18 protein-coding genes and 2 pseudogenes are annotated in these 20,979 nt (G+C 71.1%); 13 read left to right on the top strand and 7 right to left on the bottom strand.

Features of this window, described 5'->3' with window-relative positions:
* Window positions 1–127 precede the first annotated feature (127 nt).
* The gene (gene ychF, locus ACTWQE_RS24495) at window positions 128–1,216 is read right to left on the bottom strand and encodes a redox-regulated ATPase YchF (RefSeq protein WP_443331194.1); all 1,089 of its coding nucleotides are present in this window, start codon (window positions 1,214–1,216) and stop codon (window positions 128–130) included.
* Between the two features lie 262 nt (window positions 1,217–1,478).
* Here ychF and ACTWQE_RS24490 point away from each other — a divergent pair, with 262 nt between their 5' ends.
* Window positions 1,479–2,054, top strand: a complete 576-nt coding sequence (locus ACTWQE_RS24490) for a DUF6542 domain-containing protein (RefSeq protein ID WP_443331193.1) — start codon at window positions 1,479–1,481, stop codon at window positions 2,052–2,054.
* 221 nt (window positions 2,055–2,275) lie between these two features.
* On the opposite strand, the gene ppgK is transcribed toward ACTWQE_RS24490, so the two are convergent.
* Both ppgK and ACTWQE_RS24480 read right to left on the bottom strand, forming a co-directional pair.
* The gene (gene ppgK / locus ACTWQE_RS24485; protein ID WP_443331192.1) at window positions 2,276–3,142 is read right to left on the bottom strand and encodes a polyphosphate--glucose phosphotransferase; all 867 of its coding nucleotides are present in this window, start codon (window positions 3,140–3,142) and stop codon (window positions 2,276–2,278) included.
* A gap of 71 nt (window positions 3,143–3,213) precedes the next feature.
* The gene (locus tag ACTWQE_RS24480) at window positions 3,214–4,230 is read right to left on the bottom strand and encodes a 4-hydroxy-3-methylbut-2-enyl diphosphate reductase (RefSeq protein WP_443331191.1); all 1,017 of its coding nucleotides are present in this window, start codon (window positions 4,228–4,230) and stop codon (window positions 3,214–3,216) included.
* Between the two features lie 238 nt (window positions 4,231–4,468).
* Between ACTWQE_RS24480 and xseA the strand changes: the two genes are divergently transcribed.
* The 3 genes from xseA to ACTWQE_RS24465 all read left to right on the top strand — a co-directional run bounded on the left by xseA (window position 4,469) and on the right by ACTWQE_RS24465 (window position 6,934).
* Window positions 4,469–5,677: an exodeoxyribonuclease VII large subunit gene (xseA, locus tag ACTWQE_RS24475; RefSeq protein ID WP_443331190.1), complete on the top strand. Its 1,209-nt coding sequence runs from the start codon at window positions 4,469–4,471 to the stop codon at window positions 5,675–5,677.
* Window positions 5,678–5,774: 97 nt separating this feature from the next.
* Window positions 5,775–6,044 carry an exodeoxyribonuclease VII small subunit gene (locus ACTWQE_RS24470; protein WP_443331189.1) on the top strand — a complete coding sequence of 90 codons (270 nt, stop codon included), beginning with the start codon at window positions 5,775–5,777 and terminating at the stop codon, window positions 6,042–6,044.
* A 296-nt stretch (window positions 6,045–6,340) separates the two neighbouring features.
* Complete coding sequence (locus tag ACTWQE_RS24465) at window positions 6,341–6,934, top strand: malonic semialdehyde reductase (protein ID WP_443331188.1); 594 nt, start codon at window positions 6,341–6,343, stop codon at window positions 6,932–6,934.
* A 290-nt stretch (window positions 6,935–7,224) separates the two neighbouring features.
* On the opposite strand, the gene ACTWQE_RS24460 is transcribed toward ACTWQE_RS24465, so the two are convergent.
* On the bottom strand, window positions 7,225–7,746 hold the full coding sequence (locus tag ACTWQE_RS24460; RefSeq protein WP_443331206.1) for a DUF4245 domain-containing protein: 522 nt from the start codon (window positions 7,744–7,746) through the stop codon (window positions 7,225–7,227).
* A gap of 294 nt (window positions 7,747–8,040) precedes the next feature.
* Here ACTWQE_RS24460 and glpX point away from each other — a divergent pair, with 294 nt between their 5' ends.
* Window positions 8,041–9,072, top strand: a complete 1,032-nt coding sequence (glpX, locus tag ACTWQE_RS24455; protein WP_443331187.1) for a class II fructose-bisphosphatase — start codon at window positions 8,041–8,043, stop codon at window positions 9,070–9,072.
* 112 nt (window positions 9,073–9,184) lie between these two features.
* On the opposite strand, the gene ACTWQE_RS24450 is transcribed toward glpX, so the two are convergent.
* Window positions 9,185–9,559 carry a WhiB family transcriptional regulator gene (locus ACTWQE_RS24450; protein ID WP_443331186.1) on the bottom strand — a complete coding sequence of 125 codons (375 nt, stop codon included), beginning with the start codon at window positions 9,557–9,559 and terminating at the stop codon, window positions 9,185–9,187.
* A 127-nt stretch (window positions 9,560–9,686) separates the two neighbouring features.
* Window positions 9,687–10,367: a DUF1707 SHOCT-like domain-containing protein gene (locus ACTWQE_RS24445; protein ID WP_443331205.1), complete on the bottom strand. Its 681-nt coding sequence runs from the start codon at window positions 10,365–10,367 to the stop codon at window positions 9,687–9,689.
* A 244-nt stretch (window positions 10,368–10,611) separates the two neighbouring features.
* Here ACTWQE_RS24445 and ACTWQE_RS24440 point away from each other — a divergent pair, with 244 nt between their 5' ends.
* Complete coding sequence (locus tag ACTWQE_RS24440; protein ID WP_443331185.1) at window positions 10,612–12,318, top strand: fumarate hydratase; 1,707 nt, start codon at window positions 10,612–10,614, stop codon at window positions 12,316–12,318.
* Window positions 12,319–12,446: 128 nt separating this feature from the next.
* Here the strand turns inward: ACTWQE_RS24440 and ACTWQE_RS24435 are convergent, their stop codons facing one another.
* Complete coding sequence (locus tag ACTWQE_RS24435) at window positions 12,447–13,463, bottom strand: chitinase (RefSeq protein WP_443331184.1); 1,017 nt, start codon at window positions 13,461–13,463, stop codon at window positions 12,447–12,449.
* 150 nt (window positions 13,464–13,613) lie between these two features.
* On the opposite strand from ACTWQE_RS24435, the gene ACTWQE_RS24430 reads away from it, so the two are divergent.
* The 7 genes and pseudogenes from ACTWQE_RS24430 to ACTWQE_RS24400 all read left to right on the top strand — a co-directional run.
* The gene (locus ACTWQE_RS24430) at window positions 13,614–13,982 is read left to right on the top strand and encodes a hypothetical protein (RefSeq protein WP_443331183.1); all 369 of its coding nucleotides are present in this window, start codon (window positions 13,614–13,616) and stop codon (window positions 13,980–13,982) included.
* Window positions 13,983–14,041: 59 nt separating this feature from the next.
* The gene (locus ACTWQE_RS24425; RefSeq protein ID WP_443331182.1) at window positions 14,042–16,177 is read left to right on the top strand and encodes a bifunctional polysaccharide deacetylase/glycosyltransferase family 2 protein; all 2,136 of its coding nucleotides are present in this window, start codon (window positions 14,042–14,044) and stop codon (window positions 16,175–16,177) included.
* 173 nt (window positions 16,178–16,350) lie between these two features.
* Window positions 16,351–16,706: pseudogene (locus ACTWQE_RS24420) on the top strand (ArsR/SmtB family transcription factor).
* Between the two features lie 153 nt (window positions 16,707–16,859).
* Window positions 16,860–18,293 (top strand): class II fumarate hydratase, encoded by a 1,434-nt coding sequence (locus tag ACTWQE_RS24415; RefSeq protein WP_443331181.1) that lies wholly within the window; start codon window positions 16,860–16,862, stop codon window positions 18,291–18,293.
* Window positions 18,294–18,724: 431 nt separating this feature from the next.
* The gene (gene fomD / locus ACTWQE_RS24410) at window positions 18,725–19,423 is read left to right on the top strand and encodes a cytidylyl-2-hydroxypropylphosphonate hydrolase (protein WP_443331180.1); all 699 of its coding nucleotides are present in this window, start codon (window positions 18,725–18,727) and stop codon (window positions 19,421–19,423) included.
* Between the two features lie 163 nt (window positions 19,424–19,586).
* A complete protein-coding gene (locus ACTWQE_RS24405; protein WP_443331179.1) occupies window positions 19,587–20,264 on the top strand; it encodes a class I SAM-dependent DNA methyltransferase in 678 nt (225 codons plus the stop codon).
* 45 nt (window positions 20,265–20,309) lie between these two features.
* Window positions 20,310–20,979, top strand: a pseudogene (locus ACTWQE_RS24400) (hypothetical protein); the annotation flags it as partial.

Here is a 20,979-nt window from a genome sequence, read left to right as displayed (position 1 = left end):
GAGAGCCGGGCAGCCGCTATCAGCACCCATCCAGCACAGGCATGACGAAGGGGTCGGCTCCGGGAGGAGCCGACCCCTTCTGACCTGCGTGTCTGCCAGGTCAGCGACGTGATGTCATGTCATCCGCTCACACATTGAAGCGGAATTCGACGACGTCGCCGTCCCGCATCACGTAGTCCTTGCCCTCCATGCGGGCCTTGCCCTTGGCTCGGGCCTCCGGGATGGAGCCGCATTCGAGGAGTTCGTCGTACGAGACGATCTCGGCCTTGATGAAGCCCTTCTGGAAGTCGGTGTGGATCACACCGGCCGCCTCCGGGGCCGTGGCGCCCTTCTTGATCGTCCAGGCGCGGGCCTCCTTGGGGCCGGCCGTGAGGTAGGTCTGCAGGCCCAGGGTGTCGAAGCCGACGCGGCTGAGGGTGGTGAGGCCCGGCTCCTCCTGGCCCATGGACTGGAGGAGTTCCAGCGCCTCGTCGTCGTCCAGCTCGATCAGCTCGGACTCGATCTTCGCGTTGAGGAAGATGGCCTCGGCCGGGGCGACCAGCTTGCGCTGTTCGTCCTTGAAGGCCTCGTCGACCAGCTCGTCCTCGTCGACGTTGAAGACATAGAGGAACGGCTTGGTGGTGAGCAGGTGCAGCTCGTGCAGGAGCGTGCCCTGCTCGGTGCCCTTGGTGATGCCCGCGGAGAAGAGGGTGCGGCCCTCCTCGAGGATCTTCTGGGCCGCTTCGACGGCGGCGAGGACCGCGACCTTGTCCTTCTGGAGCCGCGATTCCTTCGTCAGGCGCGGGATGGCCTTCTCGATGGACTGGAGATCGGCGAGGATCAGCTCGGTGTTGATCGTCTCGATGTCGCCCTTGGGTGACACCTTGCCGTCGACATGAACGACGTTCTCGTCCTGGAATGCCCGGATGACCTGGCAGATCGCGTCGGACTCCCGGATGTTCGCCAGGAACTTGTTGCCCAGGCCCTCCCCCTCGGAGGCGCCGCGCACGATGCCCGCGATGTCGACGAAGTCGACGGTCGCCGGGAGCTTGCGCTGCGAGCCGAAGATCTCGGCGAGCTTGTCCAGGCGGGAGTCCGGGACCCCGACGACGCCGACGTTCGGCTCGATGGTGGCGAACGGGTAGTTGGCCGCGAGCACGTCGTTCTTGGTCAGGGCATTGAACAGGGTCGACTTGCCGACATTCGGCAGACCGACGATTCCGATCGTGAGCGACACGTGGTGACTTCCCGTAGCGAGAATGTTGGAGAGGACGGGTCCCGGACGGGACCGGTCATCCAGTCTACGGGGCGGGCCTCCCGGCCTGTGCGGACGCTCGTACGGCTCGTGCACCCGCCCGTGCCCGCGCTCGTTCGGGGGTCCGTGCACCCGCCCATGCAGACCAACCGCATGCGGACTATCGGCCGAACATACAACCAAGGTGGCTCAAACAGCGTGTCCATCGCGGGGTTCCTCCTGCCCCGCCACCTACGTTGGTCCGGTGGAGCAACACAGCATGCGTACACCCCGGCCCCGTAAGGGCATCAAGCAGGAGTCGGCCTCCGGCTACCGCGCCGTGCCCGGCCTGTCCGCTGCCCCCGCCTCCGGCGGCGTCCGGCGGCTCGAACGGTTCAGGGTCCCGGGCCCCCGCCTCACCGGCCTCGGCTGCGGGCTGGCCACACTGCTGGTCATGGTGGCCGGCGGGACTCTGGACCGGCTGCTGCTGGGGGCCGCCGCCCTCCCGTACGGCTTGCTGTTCCTGCTCACCTGCGCTCTCGGCAGTCTCTGGGTACGGCCCTCCGACCTGATCACGGCGCCGATCAGCGCGCCGATCTCGTTCGCGGCCGGGCTGCTGCCCGCGAGCGGTGGCTCCGGCGGCCTCGGCAGTCAGGTGATGGCGGTGTTCACCCAGCTCGCACTCCAGGCCGGCTGGCTCTACGGCGGGACGCTGACGGCCGTCGTGATCGTCGGCGTGCGGAAGATCCTGATGCTGGGTGACCGGGCGGCCCGGCGCGCGGGGCGCCCGCCAGGGGGCGCGCAGCCTGCCACCGAGAGCCCTCAGCCCGAAAGCGCATAACCCCGGCCGAGAGCCCTCAGCCCCAAAGCGCATAGCCCTGTCTCGCGGGCCACGGGCCGCGAGCCCGACGCACCGACGGCTGCCGGCCGGTCCGACGATCATGGCCGGGCCGGACAGATCGCGCACGTCGGACGGCCTGCGGCCCGTTCACGCGCCCCGACCGTCCCACGACCCGGCCTCGTCCCACGACCACGGCCTCGTCCGACGACGTCAGCCGCTGCCTACGAGTCGTCCTGCCGACCGGCCCGCCCCGGCGGCTCGTTCCCCGGCGCCGCATACTTCTCCGCCGCCTCGTCCGCCTCCGCCTCCCCGCCCGCCAGCCCGACCCGCGCCGCCTGGCTCCCCTGCTGCTCGAAAGCCGCCATGGCGGCCCCCACGATGCCCGCGTCGTTCTGCAGTTCCGCGGGCACGATCCCGGCCCGGACGCCCTCGATCAGCGGCAGGAACTTGTCCGCCTTGCGGCTCACCCCGCCGCCGATGATGAAGAGCTCCGGCGAGAACAGCATCTCCACATGCGTCAGGTACTTCGCCACCCGCCGGGCCCAGTGGTGCCAGCCCAGGTCCTCGTCCTCCTTGACCTTGGTGGAGGCGCGCTTCTCGGCCTCATGGCCGTCCAGCTCCAGGTGGCCGAGCTCGGTGTTGGGGACGAGCCGGCCGTCGGTGAAGAGCGCGCTGCCGATGCCCGTACCGAAGGTCAGCAGGATCACCGTGCCGGCACGGCCCCGTCCCGCGCCGAACGACATCTCCGCGGTACCGGCCGCGTCCGCGTCGTTCAGTACGGTCACGGGCAGACCGAGCCGGTCGGCGAGCAGGCCCTGCGCGTCCCGGCCGATCCACGCGGGGTCCACGTTGGCGGCCGTACGGGTCGTACCGCCGGTGACCACCCCGGGGAAGGTCACGCCCACCGGACCCGACCATGCGAAGTGGTCCACGACCTCCTTGACACCGTCGGCCACCGCCTCCGGCGTGGCCGGTTGCGGCGTGGACACTTTGCGGCGCTCCTCGGCCAGCTCGCCCTGGTAGAGATCGACCGGGGCGCCCTTGATGCCGGATCCGCCGATGTCCACACCGAAAATGTGTCGCTGCATGGGAACCACGCTACGGGCAGCGACCGCAGGTCACTTCCCGGCGGGTCACTTCCCGGACGAGGACGACGAGATCACTTCTCCGACGAGGAGGACGGGGAGGCGGCAGCGGCGGACGCCTCGGCCCGCAGATCACGCCGCAGCTCCTTCGGCAGCGAGAAGGTCAGACTCTCCTCCATCGGCTGCACCACCTCGACGTCGCCGTAACCCCGCTCCTTCAGCCACTCCAGCACGCCTTCGACCAGGACGTCCGGCACCGAGGCTCCCGACGTCACGCCCACCGTGGTGACGCCTTCCAGCCAGGCCTCGTCGATCTCGTCCGCGTAGTCCACCAGGTGCCCCGCCTTGGCACCGGCGCCCAACGCCACCTCGACCAGACGGACGGAGTTGGAGGAGTTCTTCGAGCCGACCACGATCACCAGCTCGGACTCGGCCGCGATCCGCTTGACCGCCACCTGGCGGTTCTGCGTGGCGTAGCAGATGTCGTCGCTCGGGGGGCTGATGAGCTGCGGGAAACGCTCCTTCAGCGCGTCCACGGTCTCCATCGTCTCGTCGACCGACAGCGTGGTCTGCGACAGCCATACGACCTTGGACTCGTCGCGCACCTCGACGTTTTTCACATCGTCCGGGCCGTCCACCAGTGTGATGTGGTCGGGAGCCTCGCCGCTCGTACCGATGACCTCCTCGTGGCCCTCATGGCCGATGAGGAGGATGTCGTAGTCGTCGTCGGCGAAGCGGACGGCTTCTTTGTGGACCTTGGTGACCAGCGGGCAGGTGGCGTCGATGGTCGCGAGCTTCCGCTGCGCGGCCTCGTCGTGGACGACCGGGGCGACGCCGTGTGCCGAGAAGATCACGATGGAACCCTCGGGCACCTCCTCCGTCTCCTCGACGAAGATCGCGCCCTTCTTCTCCAGGGTCCGCACGACGTACTTGTTGTGGACGATCTCCTTACGCACATAGATCGGTGCGCCGTACTGCTCCAGGGCCTTCTCGACGGCGATCACGGCACGGTCCACACCCGCGCAGTAGCCCCGGGGGGCGGCGAGCAGGACGCGGCGGGCGACGGGCGGCGTAGCAGTCATGCCCCCCATCGTAAGGCCGGGACGGAAACGGAATGATCGCCCCCGCGGCGCGGACGGGTGGCCGTGGCGACGAGGCGGCAGGGCGCCTGGTCGGGGCCTTACGGGGCATCCCGGCAGGGGGCGCGCGGGAGACGACGCCCGGCATTCCGTACCCGCCCGGGAAGGCCCTCCCTCGGAAAAGCTCGAGCGGCTCGATATGGGGGCCTCGATACGGGGCACTGTCGCCGTGGACCGTTAGCCTGCCCGTATGGCTCTCAACACCTCGGCGGACGCGCCGATCCCCGTCGGGCAGGTGTCCCGGCTGATCGGTGGGTGGATCGACCGGCTCGGCGCCGTGTGGGTCGAGGGGCAGATCACTCAGCTGTCCCGGCGGCCCGGCGCGGGGGTGGTGTTTCTGACCCTGCGCGACCCGTCGCACGACATCTCTCTCTCCGTCACCTGCTACCGCGTCGTGTTCGACAGGGTCGCCGACATCGTCTCCGAGGGCGCGCGAGTCGTCGTGCACGCCAAGCCGGAGTGGTACGCGCCCCGCGGCCAGCTCTCGCTGCGGGCCACCGAGATCAGGCCGGTCGGGGTCGGCGAGCTGCTGGCCCGGCTGGAGCAGTTGAAGAAGTCACTGGCGGCGGAGGGGCTGTTCGCGCTCGACGCCAAGCGGCCGCTGCCGTTCCTGCCGCAGCTCATCGGCCTGGTCTGCGGGCGCGCGTCCGCGGCCGAGCGGGACGTGCTGGAGAATGCCCGGCACCGCTGGCCCGCCGTCCGCTTCGAGGTGCGCAATGTCGCGGTCCAGGGCGTCCACGCCGTGCCACAGGTCGTCAAGGCCGTCAAGGAACTGGACTCCGTCCCGGACGTGGACGTGATCATCGTGGCGCGCGGCGGCGGCAGCGTCGAGGACCTGCTGCCCTTCTCCGACGAGCAGCTCGTACGGACCGTGGCCGCCTGTCGTACGCCCGTCGTGTCGGCCATCGGCCACGAGCCGGACACGCCTCTGCTCGACCTGGTCGCCGACCTGCGCGCGTCCACGCCGACGGACGCGGCGAAGAAGGTCGTTCCGGACGTCGGCGAGGAGCTGACGCGCATCCGCCAGCTGCGGGAGCGGGCGCTGCGCACCATCACGGGGCTGCTGGACCGGGAGGAGCGGGGCCTGGCGGCGGCCTGCCACCGCCCGTGCATGGAACGGCCGCAGAGGATGGTGGAAGAACGGGAGGAGCAGGTCTCGGCGCTGCTCGAACGTGGCCGCCGGACCCTGGGCCATCTGCTGGACCGCGCCGACTCGGAGCTGGCCCACACCCGGGCGCGGGTGGTGGCCCTCTCCCCGGCGGCGACGCTGGAACGGGGGTACGCGGTGCTGCAACGGGCGGACGGCGGGGTCGTCCGGGCGGCGGACGAGGTGTCGGCCGAGGAGAAACTGCGGGCCCGGGTCGCCGAGGGCGAATTCACGGTCCGGGTCACGCCCTGACCGGCTCCGCCCCCGACAGCTCACCGGCCCCGGGCCCCGCCGTCTCCGCCACGGCGGCGCAACCTTCCTGTCGTATCCCGCCTCTAGGCTGGAGCCCATGACCACTACGGACGAGAAGTCCACCGAGCCGGCCGCCCCCGGCTCGACCCTCGGATACGAGCAGGCGCGGGACGAGCTGATCGAGGTCGTACGCCGGCTGGAGGCGGGCGGTACGACGCTGGAGGAGTCCCTCGCGCTCTGGGAGCGCGGCGAGGAGCTGGCGAAGGTGTGCCGCCGCTGGCTCGACGGGGCGCGGAGGCGGCTGGACGCGGCCCTCGCGGAGTCGGAGGACGGCGGCCCGGACGCCGCCGGGTCCGACGACGACTGACCCGCCCGCCCACCCGCGACCCGGTCCGACCCGGCCCAATCCGGCACGACCCGGTCCAATCCGGCCCGACCCGGTCCAACCCGGTCCGGGAGCCGAGCACGAGGGTGTCCGCGGCACCCACGTCCCGGCACACACGCCTACCCCAGGACGCGCCCCTCCCGTACGGGACGGGGCAGACGGAGACGGACCCACTCCCCTGTGAGCCGGATCACGCACACCCGCGGAATGGTTGAACGTTAATACACCTTGGACAAGGTGACCGCCCGACAGAGCCACAACCGAGAAGGTGCTCCCGTATGACTCTCGCCCTCGACAGCGCCGCCCAGGACCTGCTCTTCCGCGAGGCCCGCACGGCCCACGCCTTCACCGACGAGGCAGTGACCGACGAGCAGGTGCGGGCGATCTACGACCTGGTGAAGTACGCGCCGACGGCCTTCAACCAGTCGCCGCTGCGCATCGTCCTGGTCCGTTCCCCCGAAGCCCGGGAGCGGCTCGTGCAGCATCTGGCCGAGAGCAACCAGGCCAAGACGGCCGCCGCCCCGCTGGTGGCGATCCTGGCCACGGACCATGAGTTCCACGAGGAGCTGCCGCGGCTCCTGCCGCACTTCCCCCAGGTCAAGGACCTCTTCTTCAGCGAGCGTCCGGCGCGCGAACAGGCCGGGTCCTTCAACGCCGCCCTGCAGATGGGCTACTTCATCATCGGCGTCCGCGCGGCAGGGCTGGCCGCCGGCCCGATGACCGGCTATGACGCCGAGGCGATCGACAAGGAGTTCTTCCCCGACGGGGACCACTCCGTGCTGGCCGTCGTGAACATCGGTAAGCCGGGCGAGAACGCCTGGAAGCCACGCAACCCGCGCCTGGAGTACGACGAGGTCGTCACGACCGTCTGATCCCCGGCCGCGCCCGCCCGCCGCGTAGGGCTGCACGGCAACCGCAGCCCCCATGGCCGCCCCGCGCGGGCCTTCCCGGAAACCTGGTGGCGCGTCAGCCAAGGTTCGCCGGGTAGCGAGGTGACCTGGTGCGGTCAGCTGCAAGGCGCCGGATCGGCCTCTGGGGTGCCCCCTGCGGAAGGCCAGGGGAGGGCCTGCTCGGCCGATCGGGCCACGCAGCTGGGCCCCTCCCAGTACCTGGGGGAGGCAGTGCCAGGGCAGCGAGCGGGTGAACCGTGGCTGATGCGGCGCTAGGAGGTCTTGAGCGCGGCGGCCATTTCCGCGAGCCGTTCATACGACGCCGTACCGGTGATCACCGTCGTCACGCCGCGCTCCTCCCGCACGAGGGCGTCGTACTTCGGGCCCGCGTAGCGCTGCCACGTCGCCTCGCCGACCTGCTGGGTCCTGCCGGTCTTCGCGGCCCGGTAGCTGACGGCGTCGATGAACTTCGCGGGCCTGCCGTCGCTCTGCTCCACCGCGACGTACTCGTTCGTCGGGTCCATGAAGCCCAGATGCCAGACCGCGGCCCCGTCGTCACCGGCTCCTCCGCTGTACGTCACGGAGGTCGGGCGCCAGGTCTTCGGCAGGCCCTCGGGCGCGGCGACCGGATAGGGCGCGGCGCGGCGGGCCGTGTCCAGCTCGACCCGGTAGCTGACCGGCTTCACCGGGTCCTGGGATTCGTCGTGCGGGACGAAGACATAGATGGCCGCGACGACGATCCCGATGACCGCCATCGACAGGACCATGTCCCGCACCGTCTGTGTACCGCGCATACCTGCCACGCCCCTATGGTCCCCCATGGCCCGACGGACGTTTCCGGGCACCCCCCGGCTCCCCGCCCGGCAGCCGCGCCGGCCGGGTCACGACCCCGCTGCCACGCTGTGCCACCCCGCTACGGCAGCGCTGCGGCACCGGGGCGGATCCGGGTGCGGAGGCGGACGACAGCGCTTCCCGCCGCCCGCCCGACGCTGCTCATGCGTGGGGCCCACTGCTCACATTCGCGATGAACGGATAAAGTCACAGGCACCGTCTTATCCGGCCGTCGTCGTACAGAAAGGTGCGCACCGATGACCGAGCACCATCTGCCGTCCCAGCTCGAGGTGAGCCCGGAGGCTCCCGACCGCAACCTCGCCCTGGAGCTCGTCCGTGTCACCGAGGCCGCCGCTATGGCCGCGGGGCGGTGGGTCGGCCGCGGCGACAAGAACGGTGCCGACGGCGCCGCCGTGAAGGCCATGCGGACCCTGGTCTCGACCGTCTCGATGAACGGCGTCGTCGTCATCGGGGAGGGCGAGAAGGACGAAGCCCCGATGCTCTACAACGGGGAGCGGATCGGCGACGGCACGGGTGCGGAGTGCGACGTCGCCGTGGACCCGATCGACGGGACCACGCTCGCCGCCAAGGGCATGACCAACGCACTGTCCGTCCTCGCGGTCGCCGACCGCGGCACGATGTTCGACCCGTCCGCGGTCTTCTACATGGAGAAGCTCGCCACGGGCCCGGAGGCCGCGGGCGTGGTGGACATCGGCGCTCCGGTCGCCGAGAACATCCGCCGGGTCGCCAAGGCCAAGCACTCCGCCCCGGAGGACGTCACCGTCGTCATCCTGGACCGCCCGCGGCACGAGGACATGGTCAAGGAGATCCGCGAGGCCGGTGCCCGGATCAAGTTCATCTCCGACGGCGATGTCGCCGGAGCGATCATGGCCGCGACCGAGGGCACGGGCATCGATCTGCTCCTGGGCATCGGCGGCACCCCCGAGGGCATCATCACCGCCTGTGCGATGAAGTGCCTCGGCGGCACCATCCAGGGCAGGCTCTGGCCCAAGGACGACGCCGAGCGTCAGCGCGCCCTCGACGCGGGCCACGACCTCGACAAGGTGCTCACCAACGACGACCTCGTCTGGGGCGAGAACGTCTTCTTCGTCGCGACCGGCATCACGGACGGCGAACTGCTGCGGGGCGTGCGCTACCGCTCGGACAACGCGCTCACCCAGTCGCTGGTGATGCGCTCCAAGTCGGGCACCATCCGCCAGATCGACTCCAGGCACCGGCTGTCGAAGCTCCGTGCCTACAGCGCCGTGGACTTCGACCGGCCCCGCTGACCGGCTGGCTCCTGCCCGTCGAGAAGGCCGGGCAGAAGCGGGCCCGGCGCCGGCGTACGGCCGGATACGCCAGGGGCGCCCCCGGACAGCGGGGGCGCCCCTGGCGTGTGGGTCATCCGGCGGCGGCGATCTGCGAGACCGCCGAGCGGGCGGCCTTCTGCAGCTCCACCTCCCGGCGCCGGCGGCGGGCCAGCACCACCCGGCGCTCAGCGGCGGTGAGCCCGCCCCACACGCCGTAGGGCTCCGGCTGGAGCAGCGCGTGCTCCCGGCACTCGACCATCACCGGGCACCGGGCGCAGACCCGCTTCGCGGCCTCCTCACGCGACAGCCGTGAGGCCGTCGGTTCCTTGGAAGGGGCGAAGAACAACCCGGCTTCGTCCCGGCGGCACACCGCCTCCGAATGCCAGGGACCCGCCTGCTCCCGAGCGTGAATGCGCTGCGGCGGTGCGGCGGGGGCCTGCAGGGGCTGATGCGGCGTTTGCAGCACGGTCTACTCCTGACGACGGCTTCGCGAAAGAGTCACCCTTGCCCGTCTCCCCTGCGCACGACCGTTGGCACCCCCATGCCGTACGAGAGACGATGCAGCAGTCCCTACCCGCTGTACGCGCGCCTATTCATACCGTGTCAGTTTGCTCATCGTTCAGTTCCTTGCGCCTGCGATCGCGGAGGTTCTTCAGGCGCTTGCCCCGCTTCGGCTTGGCGTCGATGCCGCCGAAGAGCGCGAAGCCGGTCACGACGACGATGGGCGCGTCCGGGTCCGGGGCCTCGTACGTCCTGACGTCGAAACCGCCGAAGATGCCGGTGCCCGTACCGCGCAGCGAGACGTTCTCCGGCACCCGGATCTCCACACCGCCGAAGACCGCGGCCGCGCGGATGACGATCTCCTGCTGCTCGAACACCGCCTCGGTCAGATCGATCTCGACCCCGCCGAAGCACGCGAGGGCACGGGTCCGGCGGCCCACCCGCCAGCGCCCCTTCCGGCTCGCGCCCCCGAAGACGGCGACGAGGTTCTCGGCGACAGGGCCGGGCGGGTGCGCGGGCCCCGGGCGCACCGGGTCCGGGTACGCGGTCCGGGCCCGCCCCGCGGGCAGGTCCCGCACCAGCGGTTCCAGTTCCCCCACGGTCTTCGCACGGTAGACCCCGTCGATGCGCTCGGAGTGCTCCTCCGCGGTCAACCGCCCCTCCGCCAGGGCTTCTCGGAGGATGTCAGCGATCCGGTCGCGGTCCGCGTCCGACGCGCGGATACCGGCCTCCGCGACAGGGATTCCCACCTCCGCGGGCTTGTTCAACGGCACGGGCTGCCGCTCGGGCCTGCCGGGCGAGGGTTCCGCGAGTGACCGGTCCGGGGGTTCGGGGCTGGTCCCCCGAGAGGCTGCGTCCACCGGGCCAGCCTAGCGAAACGCGATAGATCGCGACTAGGGTCTGCGGAGGGTGACTGAGCCCTACCTCACAGCCTCCGGGCGCCCACGGCGTTCTACGCTTGTCCCGCTGCCGTCGAAGAAGCCGTGCGCAGCCGTCTGCCGAGTGAGGAATGGCCCGATGTCCCGTGCCCCCCGTCCGACCCGCCCTGCGTTCGCGTACACCGATCTGCTCCCCTTGGGTGAGGACACCACCCCGTACCGTCTGGTGACCTCCGAAGGTGTGAGCACCTTCGAGGCCGACGGGCGTACGTTCCTCAAGGTCGAGCCCGAGGCCCTGCGCACGCTGGCCGCCGAGGCCATGAAGGACATCTCGCACTACCTGCGCCCCTCCCACCTCGCTCAGCTGCGCCGCATCCTGGACGACCCGGAGGCCTCCCCCAACGACAAGTTCGTCGCCCTGGACCTGCTGAAGAACGCGAACATCGCGGCGGCGGGCGTCCTCCCGATGTGCCAGGACACCGGCACCGCGATCGTCATGGGCAAGCGCGGGCAGAACGTCCTCACCTCCGGCGGCGACGAGGAGGCGCTGTCCCGCGGTATTTACGACGCGTACACCGAGCTCAATCTGCGCTACTCGCAGATGGCCCCGCTGACCATGTGGGACGAGAAGAACACCGGGTCGAACCTGCCCGCGCAGATCGAGCTGTACGCGACCGACGGCGGGGCCTACAAGTTCCTCTTCATGGCCAAGGGCGGTGGCTCGGCCAACAAGTCCTTCCTCTACCAGGAGACGAAGGCGGTGCTGAACGAGGCATCGATGATGACGTTCCTGGAGGAGAAGATCCGCTCGCTCGGTACGGCCGCCTGCCCGCCGTACCACCTGGCGATCGTCGTCGGCGGCACCTCCGCCGAGTACGCGCTGAAGACGGCGAAGTACGCCTCCGCCCACTACCTCGACGAGCTGCCGTCCGAGGGCTCCCCGGCCGGCCAAGGCTTCCGGGACAAGGAGTTGGAGGAGAAGGTCTTCGAACTGACGCAGAAGATCGGCATCGGTGCACAGTTCGGCGGCAAGTACTTCTGCCACGATGTCCGCGTCGTACGGCTGCCGCGGCACGGCGCCTCGTGCCCGGTCGCCATCGCCGTCTCCTGCTCCGCCGACCGTCAGGCCGTCGCGAAGATCACCGCTGAGGGGGTCTTCCTGGAGCAGCTGGAGAAGGACCCGGCGCGCTTCCTGCCCGAGACGACCGACGAGCACCTCACGCAGTCCGACAGCGCCTCCGACGCGGGCGGCGCGGTGAAGATCGACCTCAACCGCCCGATGGACGAGATCCGCGCGGAGCTGACCAAGTACCCGGTCAAGACCCGGCTCTCGCTCACCGGGCCGCTGGTCGTCGCCCGTGACATCGCACACGCAAAGATCAAGGAACGGCTTGACGCGGGCGAGGAGATGCCGCAGTACCTGCGGGACCACGCCGTCTACTACGCAGGCCCGGCCAAGACTCCCGAGGGCTACGCCTCCGGCTCGTTCGGCCCGACCACAGCAGGTCGTATGGACGCGTACGTCCAGCAGTTCCAGGCGGCGGGCGGCTCGCAGGTGATGCTCGCCAAGGGCAACCGGTCCCGGCAGGTCACCGAGGCCTGCGAGGCGCACGGCGGCTTCTACCTCGGCTCGATCGGCGGCCCCGCGGCGCGCCTCGCCCAGGACTGCATCAAGAAGGTCGAGGTTCTGGAGTACGAGGAGCTGGGCATGGAGGCGGTCTGGAAGATCGAGGTCGAGGACTTCCCGGCCTTCATCGTCGTCGACGACAAGGGCAACGACTTCTTCCAGGATCCCGCGCCCTCCCAGCCGTTCGTCACCAGCATCCCGGTCCGCCCCGCGGGCTGACCCACCGTCAGCGCGCCCCCGGAGCCCTCGGCAGACCTGCCGGGGGCTCTGCCGTCAGTCGGGGGCGGAGCGACGTCGCAGCCGCTTGCGCAGGGGGGGACAACCAGGGCAGGCCGAGCCTGACGCGGTCAGCGGGACAGGGCCTCGGCGAAGGCGTGCGGTTTCTGGGCGACGCCGCTGCAGTGGGAATCCGGCTTGCCCTTCCTGGCGGCGTCGCACGGGCGGTCGCGCTCCGCCGACCACATGGACAGCCGGCTCACTCCCCGGTCGGCGGCGAACCTCGCGAGCCGGGTGGCGTCGTCGAGGGTGAAAACCTCACCGGCGACGTTGTTGACCCCGACCATCGGCGTCACCGCGAGGGTCTTCCAGGCGGCGGCGTCGGACAGTCCGAGTGTGCGCCGGATCTGGCCGTGGGCCGCCGTGGCCGCCTCGACGGCGTATCGGCCCATGTCGCCGGAGTGGGCGTGGCTGTAGTTCATCGCCATGATGTTGACGGCCGATACGGCGACGCCGCGAGCGGTGGCCTCACCCAGCAGGGCGGTGCCCGGTTCCGTCAGCCCCGAGGGCATGGCGGGCAGTGTGAAGGAGACGTCCAGACGTCGGTGGGTGCGCTGGAGCTGCGCGACGGCTTGGGCCCGGCGGGAGTTGGCCGCGGTGTCGGCGAGAGCGTCGCCCTCGATGTCGAAGTCGACCTTGCTGAGACGGTAACGATCGATCACCTTGCCGTATGCGGCGGCGAGTTCGCGCGCCCCGGAGCATACGGTGGCCAGTTCCGTGCCGTCGGCGCCGCCGAAGGAGACCCGTACATCCCCTCCGGCCTTGCGGAGGGCGGCGATCCGGGACGCCAGTCGGCGATCGGCGAGCGCGGTGCCCCCGTCCCACTGGGGGGTGCAGCCGTCGTCGGCGGTGACGAACGCCAGGGTGAACTCCTCGGTGCCGCGGGAGGCAGCGGCCGCCATGTCATAGCGCGAGGCCGCCCAGACGCTGAGGTAGGGCGAGAAGCGGACACCCGGGCCGGCCTGCGGGCCGGCCGAGGACAGGCTCCGCGCCGCATCCGGTTTCCCGGCCCACACGGCGGTGGCGGCACAGGCCAGGGCCACGGCCGTGGCCGCGATGGTTCCGACGAGCCGGGGGCGCCCCCTCATGGCTCACGCTCCTCGTTCCGGTCGGGTGAACGTGCGCGAGCGGTGTTTCCGCCGCCCGGGACAAGCTCCCATACCCCACTGCCCGTCATGGCACATGACACACCGCCCTGTTGACGGATATGGCAAGGATTATCTGCTTATCTCTGGACCATGGATCGTCAGTCTGCCGTGGCCGAGCTCGCTCCCCCGCGTGCCCTCCTGCGATGTCAGGGCAGGGACAGGCCCGTATTCGTGGACTCCACCGGCCGCCGCGCCCGCGTACTCCGCCATGTGGGCGCGGTCGCGGATCTGCTGCTGCTGGGCTACCTGGGGATCCTGGCGCTGGGGTTCGCGGGCGGCACCCCTCTCGCCCCCGAGACGCTGGTTCCGGGGAAGGACGTGGCCACGGCGTCCGGCACGGCGGCGAAGGGCTCCCGAGGCGGGAAGCCCTCGGCTGCCTCCCACCGCAAGGCCCCCGTCGGAGGCAGCGGAACGACCGCGCTCCCGGCCCTCGGGCCGGTCAGGCCCGATCTGCGATGACGGGGGGACCATCGCCGGTCCTGCCGCGGCCCCGCCGCTCCGGGCGCACCGCACCGCACATGATCGTCCGGGCGGCCGCCGCCGGCCGCCATGCCGTACCCCGCCCCCGGTTGGTGTTCGCGCTGGTGTCGCTGTTCGCGCTCGTCGGTGTCCTGCTGCTGGACGGCTGTCTGCACGGGAGGATCGGCGACGACTGCCGGGTGCACACGGTGAGCTACTCGGGCGGCGTGCCCCAGCGGCTGCGTACGGGCGGCCCGGTGCTGACGTTCGAGGACGGCCGGGTGACGAGCCACGCCCTGCCTGCCCGCACCATCGCCCTGACCTTCGACGACGGCCCGGACCCCCGGTGGACCCCGAAGATCCTCGACGTGCTGCGCGAACACCATGTGCCGGCAACCTTCTTCGTGGTGGGCAAAATGGCGGCCCGGTACCCCGGGCTGGTCCGGGAGGCGCTGGAGTCCGGCAACGAGATCGGCGTGCACACCTTCTCCCATGCCGACCTGGCGGAGCAGGACACGGCCCGGATCGACCGCGAGCTGGCGCAGAGCCAACTGGCCCTGGGGGGCGCGGCAGGCATCTCGAGTTCGCTGTTCCGGGCCCCGTACTCGGCGCATGTCTCATCGCTCGACGACCGGACCTGGCGGGTCCACCGACACCTGGGGGCCAAGGGCTACATCAGTGCGTTCATCGACCGGGACAGCCTCGACTGGCGGCGTCCGTATGTGCGGGAGATCATCCGCAACGCCACGCCCCAGGACGGCAGGGGCGCTGTCGTCCTCTTCCACGACGCGGGCGGGAACCGTTCCGCGACCGTGAAGGCATTGGGCACCTATATCGCCCGGATGAAGGCGAAGGGCTACTCCTTCACCACCGTCACCGGGGGGCTGGGTGCCGGGAGCGCCGACCACCCCGCGGGCGACAGCCGTGTGTGGCCCGGCCGGGCCCTGGTCTGGGCCGCCTCCGTCACCCGGTTCCTGATGCCGTCGCTGGCCGGGCTGCTGGTCCTGGTCGGCGTTGCCATGATCGGCCGACTGGTGATGATGCTGGCCCTCGCCTGGCGGCATCATCATGTCCGCAACAAGCCGCAGTTCTCCTGGGGCCCGCCGGTGGACGAGCCGGTGAGTGTGATCGTGCCCGCGTACAACGAGAAGGAGTGCATCGCCCACACGGTGAACTCGCTGGCCGCCAGCACCCATCCGATCGAGATCCTGGTCGTGGACGACGGCTCCACGGACGGCACCGCCGATATCGCCGAGGCGATGGACCTGCCGAACCTACGGGTCCTCCGGCAGGCGAACGCGGGCAAACCCGCCGCGCTCAACCACGGCATCGCCCAGGCCCGTTCCGAGATCGTCGTCATGATGGACGGCGACACCGTCTTCGAGCCCTCGACCGTACGCGAACTCCTCCGGCCGTTCGTCGACCCCGGCGTCGGCGCCGTCGCGGGCAACGCCAAGGTCGGCAACCGCCGGAGCGTCATCGGCGCCTGGCAGCACATCGAGTACGTAATGGGCTTCAACCTGGACCGGCGGATGTACGACCTGCTGCGTTGTATGCCCACCATCCCCGGCGCGATCGGGGCGTTCCGCCGTCGGGCGCTGCTCGATGTCGGAGGTATGAGCGCCGACACCCTCGCCGAGGACACGGATGTCACGATCGCCCTGCAGCGGGCGGGCTGGCGGGTGGTCTACCAGGAGCACGCCCGTGCCTGGACCGAGGCGCCCGGCTCCCTCGGCCAACTGTGGAGGCAGCGCTACCGCTGGAGCTACGGCACCATGCAGGCCCTGTGGAAACACCGCCGCTCGCTGCTCGACCGGGGATCCTCCGGGCGCTTCGGCCGCGTCGGTATGCCGCTGGTCGTCATCTTCCAGATCGTCACCCCGGCGTGCGCACCGCTGATCGACCTCTTCACCCTGCACGGCGCCCTCTTCGCGGACCCGGTGAAGGCACTGCTGCTGTGGTGCGCCCTGCTGCTGGTGCAGCTGCTGAGCGCGGCGTACGCGTTCCGGCTCGACCGCGAGAAGTACCGCTGTCTGCTCATGCTGCCGCTCCAGCAGATCGCGTACCGGCAGATGATGTACCTGGTACTGATCCACTCCTGTGTCACCGCCGTGACCGGAGCCCGGCTGCCCTGGCAGAAGCTCCAGCGCACCGGCGAGGTGACCACGCCCCGGGCGCCGGAGGCCGTGCGGTGACGACCCCGGCCCCACCGCGCCCTCTCCCCGACCGCGGCCTCCGGCAGTCCCTGTCCGGGCGGTCCCGCGTGGCCTCCGGCCCTGGGGTCCACTCACGGCCTCGTCACACCCTCCGGTCGGCTGAGCTGTACTCCGACCGGCTGGACACCGGCGTTCCGGCTCATTATGTGCCTATGAGCGCACTCGTGCACCTATCAGATGCGCACAACACGGAGATACCGGAAGTGGGCGAACGGCTGACGGTGGCCGCGGAGATGCTCGGGCTGCTCGCGGACCGTACGCGGCCGGCCCTGCTGCTGCGGCTCAGCGAGAGCGAGCGGACATGCCGCCCCTCACCGAAGCGTGCGGAGCGGCCCGGCCCTCGGTCAGCCGGCACCTCGCCCGGCTCCGCCACGCGGGTCTGGTGAGCACCCGCAGGGAGGGCCGCCGGGTGGTGCACGCCCTGCGCCACGGTCATCTGCGGCGGCTGGTCGAGGAGGCCCTGAACGTCGCCGACCACCGCATCGGCGGACTGCCGCTCCACGACTGATTCCCCGCCGGTCCGGTGCTCGCCCCAGGTCGCCGCGCCGCGCACCGGCACGGCCGCCCGTGCGTCGGCCCGGGCCGCTCCCCGGGGGAACCGGCACGCCCGGGGAACACTGTGGACCGGACGAACGCTGTGGCTCCCAGGAGGTAATGGACGATGGCCGACGAAGGCAGCGAGCAGCACATCACGGGAGGCGCCCCGCAGGGCCCCGCCCACCGGATCGAGCGCGACTCGATGGGCGAGGTACGGGTGCCCGTACACGCCAAGTGGCGGGCGCAGACCCAGCGGGCGGTGGAGAACTTCCCGGTCTCCGGGCAGCGTCTGGAGCGCGCCCATATCGAGGCGCTGGCCCGTATCAAAGCGGCGGCGGCCAAGGTGAACGCCGAGTTGGGGGTGGTCGACAAGGAGATCGCCGGGGCGGTCCAGGAGGCCGCGGCCGAGGTCGCGGAGGGCCGCTGGGACGAGCACTTCCCGGTGGACGTCTTCCAGACCGGTTCGGGCACGTCCTCGAACATGAACGCCAATGAGGTCCTGGCGACCCTGGCGGCCGAGCGGCTGGGAAGGCCGGTCCATCCCAACGACCATGTCAACGCCAGCCAGTCGTCCAACGACGTCTTCCCGTCCTCCATCCACATCGCCGCCACGGCGGCGGTGACGGGTGATCTGATTCCGGCGCTGGAGCATCTGGCGGCGGCGCTGGAGCGGAAGGCGGAGGAGTTCGCGGAGGTCGTGAAGTCGGGCCGTACGCATCTGATGGACGCGACGCCGGTCACCCTGGGCCAGGAGTTCGGCGGCTATGCCGCTCAAGTGCGCTACGGCGTCGAGCGGCTGCGCGATTCCCTGCCGCGGCTGGCCGAACTCCCGCTCGGCGGCACGGCCGTCGGGACCGGCATCAACACACCGCCCGGCTTCGCCGCCGCGGTGATCGCCGAAGTGGCCCGCGCCACCCGGCTCCCGTTGACCGAGGCCCGCAACCACTTCGAGGCCCAGGGCGCACGGGACGCGCTCGTGGAGACCTCCGGCCAGCTCCGTACGATCGCGGTCGGCATCACCAAGATCTGCAACGATCTGCGCTGGATGGCCTCCGGTCCGCGGACCGGACTCGCCGAGATCGCTCTGCCGGACCTTCAGCCGGGTTCCTCGATCATGCCGGGGAAGGTCAACCCGGTGATCCCGGAGGCCGTACTGATGGTCGCCGCGCAGGTCGTGGGCGCCGACGCCACGATCGCCACGGCCGGAGCCTCCGGCAGTTTCGAACTCAACGTGATGATGCCGGTGATCGCGAAGAACCTGCTGGAGTCGGTCCGGCTGCTGGCCAACGCCTCCCGGCTGCTGGCGGACCGTACGGTCGACGGCATCACGGCGAACGTGGAGCGCGCCCGCGAGTACGCCGAGTCCTCGCCGTCCGTGGTCACTCCGCTGAACAAGTACATCGGCTACGAGGAGGCGGCGAAGGTCGCGAAGAGGTCCCTGGCCGAGCGGAAGACGATTCGCGAGGTGGTCCTCGAGTCGGGCTACGTGGAGCGGGGCGATCTCACCCTGGAGCAGCTGGACGAGGCACTGGACGTGCTGCGGATGACCCACCCGTGACAGCTGACCCGGCCCGCGCCGGCCGTCCGGCCCGTCCGGCGTCGTGAGGGCGGTACGGAGGCTCACCGGAGAGGCTGCTGATCCCGTGTCGCGGGAGGCGGGGCGGTCGCTGACCGAGGTCTGCGTCTCCACGAACAACCCGCCGGCTTCTTCGGGCGGCCGCCGTCGACCCCACCGCGAGGGGAAGACACCGCGAGGGGCAGACACCGATCCGGCGGCGTCCACGCCGGTCGGGTGGCAGGACACCCCGGCGCGGCCTGCGAAGGACGGGCCCCGGGCGCGGTACGCCTCAACGGCGCGGACCCTACCGCGAACCGCGGGTCCGGGCCCGCCCTGGCGCCGGGCCGCCCGTGACACGCGGGGCGGTCGGCTGCCCGCCCCGTGCCGCACGTCACGGCGCGCCGTCCCTCCCGCGCACCTAAGATCTGTCCATGACAGCGGAGACGACGAGCCCTCAGGAAGGCGCTCCGGGCGACCACCCGGGAGGCGGCTGGGCGCCGGGAGACCACATCCTGTGGCGTTATCGCGGCAATGCCACCGACCGCTTCCACATCTGCCGTCCCGTGACCGTCGTCGAGGACACCGCCGAGCTGCTCGCCGTCTGGATGGCACCGGGCACCGTCTGTGTGAAGCCGGTGCTCAGCGACGGCACACCCGTGCACCATGAGCCGCTGGCCACCCGCTACACCAAACCGCGTTCCGTGATCCGTTCGCGGTGGTTCGGCACGGGAGTGCTGAAACTGGCCCGCCCCGGTGACCCGTGGTCGGTCTGGCTGTTCTGGGACCAGGACTGGCAGTTCAAGAACTACTACGTGAACCTGGAGGAGCCGCGCAGCCGCTGGGCCCGCGGCGTCGACTCCGAGGACCACTTCCTCGACATCGAGGTCCACCCGGACCGCAGCTGGGAGTGGCGGGACGAGGACGAGTTCGCCCAGGCGCAGCACGCCGGGCTGATGGGCGCCGGTCAGGCCGAGCGCGTACGGGCCGCGGGACGCGCGGCCGTCGAGCTCATCGGCGCGTGGGGGCCGCCGTTCGACGCCGGGTGGGAGCACTGGCGGCCCGACCCGGCGTGGACCGTGCCGAGGCTCCCGTTGGACTGGGACAGCGCACCGGCGCGGTTGGCCTCCTGAAATCAGGCTGCTGGGGAATCATCTACGGGGGACCCTTGATGTGTCCCTGTGCACCAAACGTAGGATCGTCCTCCGCAACACTGCACAGGTACGCACAACTCCCGAAGCACCGTCAGCGTTTGATCGCACGTCACCGTCATTGGGGAGCTGGAAGGGTGGAGTCGTGAGCGGAGAAGGATACGAGGGGTACGACCCTTTACGAATCGACCGAGCGGGGCAGGCAGAGGCGTTCGACGCGATCGGTGACCGCTACGACGAGGCGTTCCCGCACAAGGAGGGGCAGCTCGTGGCCGGCCGGTGGCTGGCCGGGACCCTCCCCGCGGGCTCGCGCGTCCTCGACCTGGGGTGCGGTACGGGTATGCCGACGGCCGCTCAACTGACCGAGTCGGGACACCGGGTGGTCGGTGTCGATCTCTCGGCCACCATGCTCAAGCTCGCCCGCGAGAACGTCCCCGGAGCGGAGCTCCTCCGGCGGGACATGGCGGATCTGACGGCCGACGGACCAGGGGGACTGGGCCGGTTCGACGGGGTCGCCGCTTTCTTCTCCCTGCTGATGCTGCCGCGCGCGGAGATCCCGCACGCGCTGCGGATGCTGTACGGAATGCTGCGGCCCGACGGGCTGCTCGCGCTGTCGATGGTCGAAGCCGACGTGGACGACTTCGCGATTCCGTTCCTGGGGAACACGATCCGGGTATCGGGTTACCTGCGGGACGAATTGCGCCAGGTCGTGCGCGATGCGGGTTTCGAGGTCACCGGGGAGGACTCGTACGCGTACGCCCCGGCCAGTACGGACGTACCGCCCGAGATCCAGCTCTTCCTGCACTGCCGACGACGCGCCTGACCACGCGCGCCCGACGCGCAGCCCCGGACGGATGGAACCCTACGCGTGACGGAGTACCCGACCTCCCCCAACGGCCGGCAGGCCGCTGCCTCTGCCGTGCCCGCCGCGGCTCAGCCGCCGCGGAACCCGCGGACACCGCGGATCCGTGAGGACGCACACGGCGCCGCGGCGGATCCTCGCCGCGCGATGCAGCAGGCCGCGGCTCCCGGCCAGGACCCGGCGAGCCGTACGGGCCCGCCCCGCCGGTCCGCGGAGCACGACGCGGCGCACCGCGCCTGTCCCCAGGGCGGAACCGCCCACGGCGCGGCGGAGCAGGACAGCCCCACGGGCCGGCCCCGGCCCGCCGGGGACGACGGCGCCGGCGCGCCTCCGGCCGGGACGCGCCCGGACGCTCGGCTGTGCGCGGCGCTGCTCGACCTCGTGGCGGCGCTCCGTCTGGACGGCCGGGACCCGGACGAGGTGCTGCCCGTGCTGGACCGGGCCGAGGCGGCGGCCGGTGGCGACGACGGACTGCGGCTGCGCTGTCTGCTGGACCGGGCCCGGGTCCGTACCGGGAACGGGGCGTGGGAGGAGGCCGACAGGAGTTACGCGGCAGCGGCCTCGCTCACCCGCAGGGACACCCGGCAGCGGCGGGAGGTACTGGCGGAGTGGGGCGAGCTGCTGCTGCGCCAGGCGGTGTCGGACGGCGAACCGGCGTCCGTCGAGCGGGCCGAGG

Origin of the sequence: Streptomyces sp. 8N706, assembly GCF_052245415.1 — a bacterium.
Lineage (GTDB): Bacteria > Actinomycetota > Actinomycetes > Streptomycetales > Streptomycetaceae > Streptomyces.
Note: the sequence above shows the minus strand (reverse complement) of the source record. Positions and strands in the feature narration are given on the sequence as shown.

What these genes read in the sequence shown, in the direction of transcription:
- glpX (WP_443331187.1), top strand. Translation starts at nt 8,041, where the DNA reads ATGACCGAGCACCATCTGCCGTCCCAGCTCGAGGTGAGCCCGGAGGCT.
- ACTWQE_RS24425 (WP_443331182.1), top strand. Translation starts at nt 14,042, where the DNA reads ATGATCGTCCGGGCGGCCGCCGCCGGCCGCCATGCCGTACCCCGCCCC.
- ACTWQE_RS24430 (WP_443331183.1), top strand. Translation starts at nt 13,614, where the DNA reads ATGGATCGTCAGTCTGCCGTGGCCGAGCTCGCTCCCCCGCGTGCCCTC.
- ACTWQE_RS24465 (WP_443331188.1), top strand. Translation starts at nt 6,341, where the DNA reads ATGACTCTCGCCCTCGACAGCGCCGCCCAGGACCTGCTCTTCCGCGAG.
- fomD (WP_443331180.1), top strand. Translation starts at nt 18,725, where the DNA reads ATGACAGCGGAGACGACGAGCCCTCAGGAAGGCGCTCCGGGCGACCAC.
- ACTWQE_RS24470 (WP_443331189.1), top strand. Translation starts at nt 5,775, where the DNA reads ATGACCACTACGGACGAGAAGTCCACCGAGCCGGCCGCCCCCGGCTCG.
- ACTWQE_RS24435 (WP_443331184.1), bottom strand. Translation starts at nt 13,463, where the DNA reads ATGAGGGGGCGCCCCCGGCTCGTCGGAACCATCGCGGCCACGGCCGTG.
- ppgK (WP_443331192.1), bottom strand. Translation starts at nt 3,142, where the DNA reads ATGCAGCGACACATTTTCGGTGTGGACATCGGCGGATCCGGCATCAAG.
- ACTWQE_RS24440 (WP_443331185.1), top strand. Translation starts at nt 10,612, where the DNA reads ATGTCCCGTGCCCCCCGTCCGACCCGCCCTGCGTTCGCGTACACCGAT.
- xseA (WP_443331190.1), top strand. Translation starts at nt 4,469, where the DNA reads ATGGCTCTCAACACCTCGGCGGACGCGCCGATCCCCGTCGGGCAGGTG.
- ACTWQE_RS24415 (WP_443331181.1), top strand. Translation starts at nt 16,860, where the DNA reads ATGGCCGACGAAGGCAGCGAGCAGCACATCACGGGAGGCGCCCCGCAG.
- ACTWQE_RS24480 (WP_443331191.1), bottom strand. Translation starts at nt 4,230, where the DNA reads ATGGGGGGCATGACTGCTACGCCGCCCGTCGCCCGCCGCGTCCTGCTC.
- ACTWQE_RS24460 (WP_443331206.1), bottom strand. Translation starts at nt 7,746, where the DNA reads ATGCGCGGTACACAGACGGTGCGGGACATGGTCCTGTCGATGGCGGTC.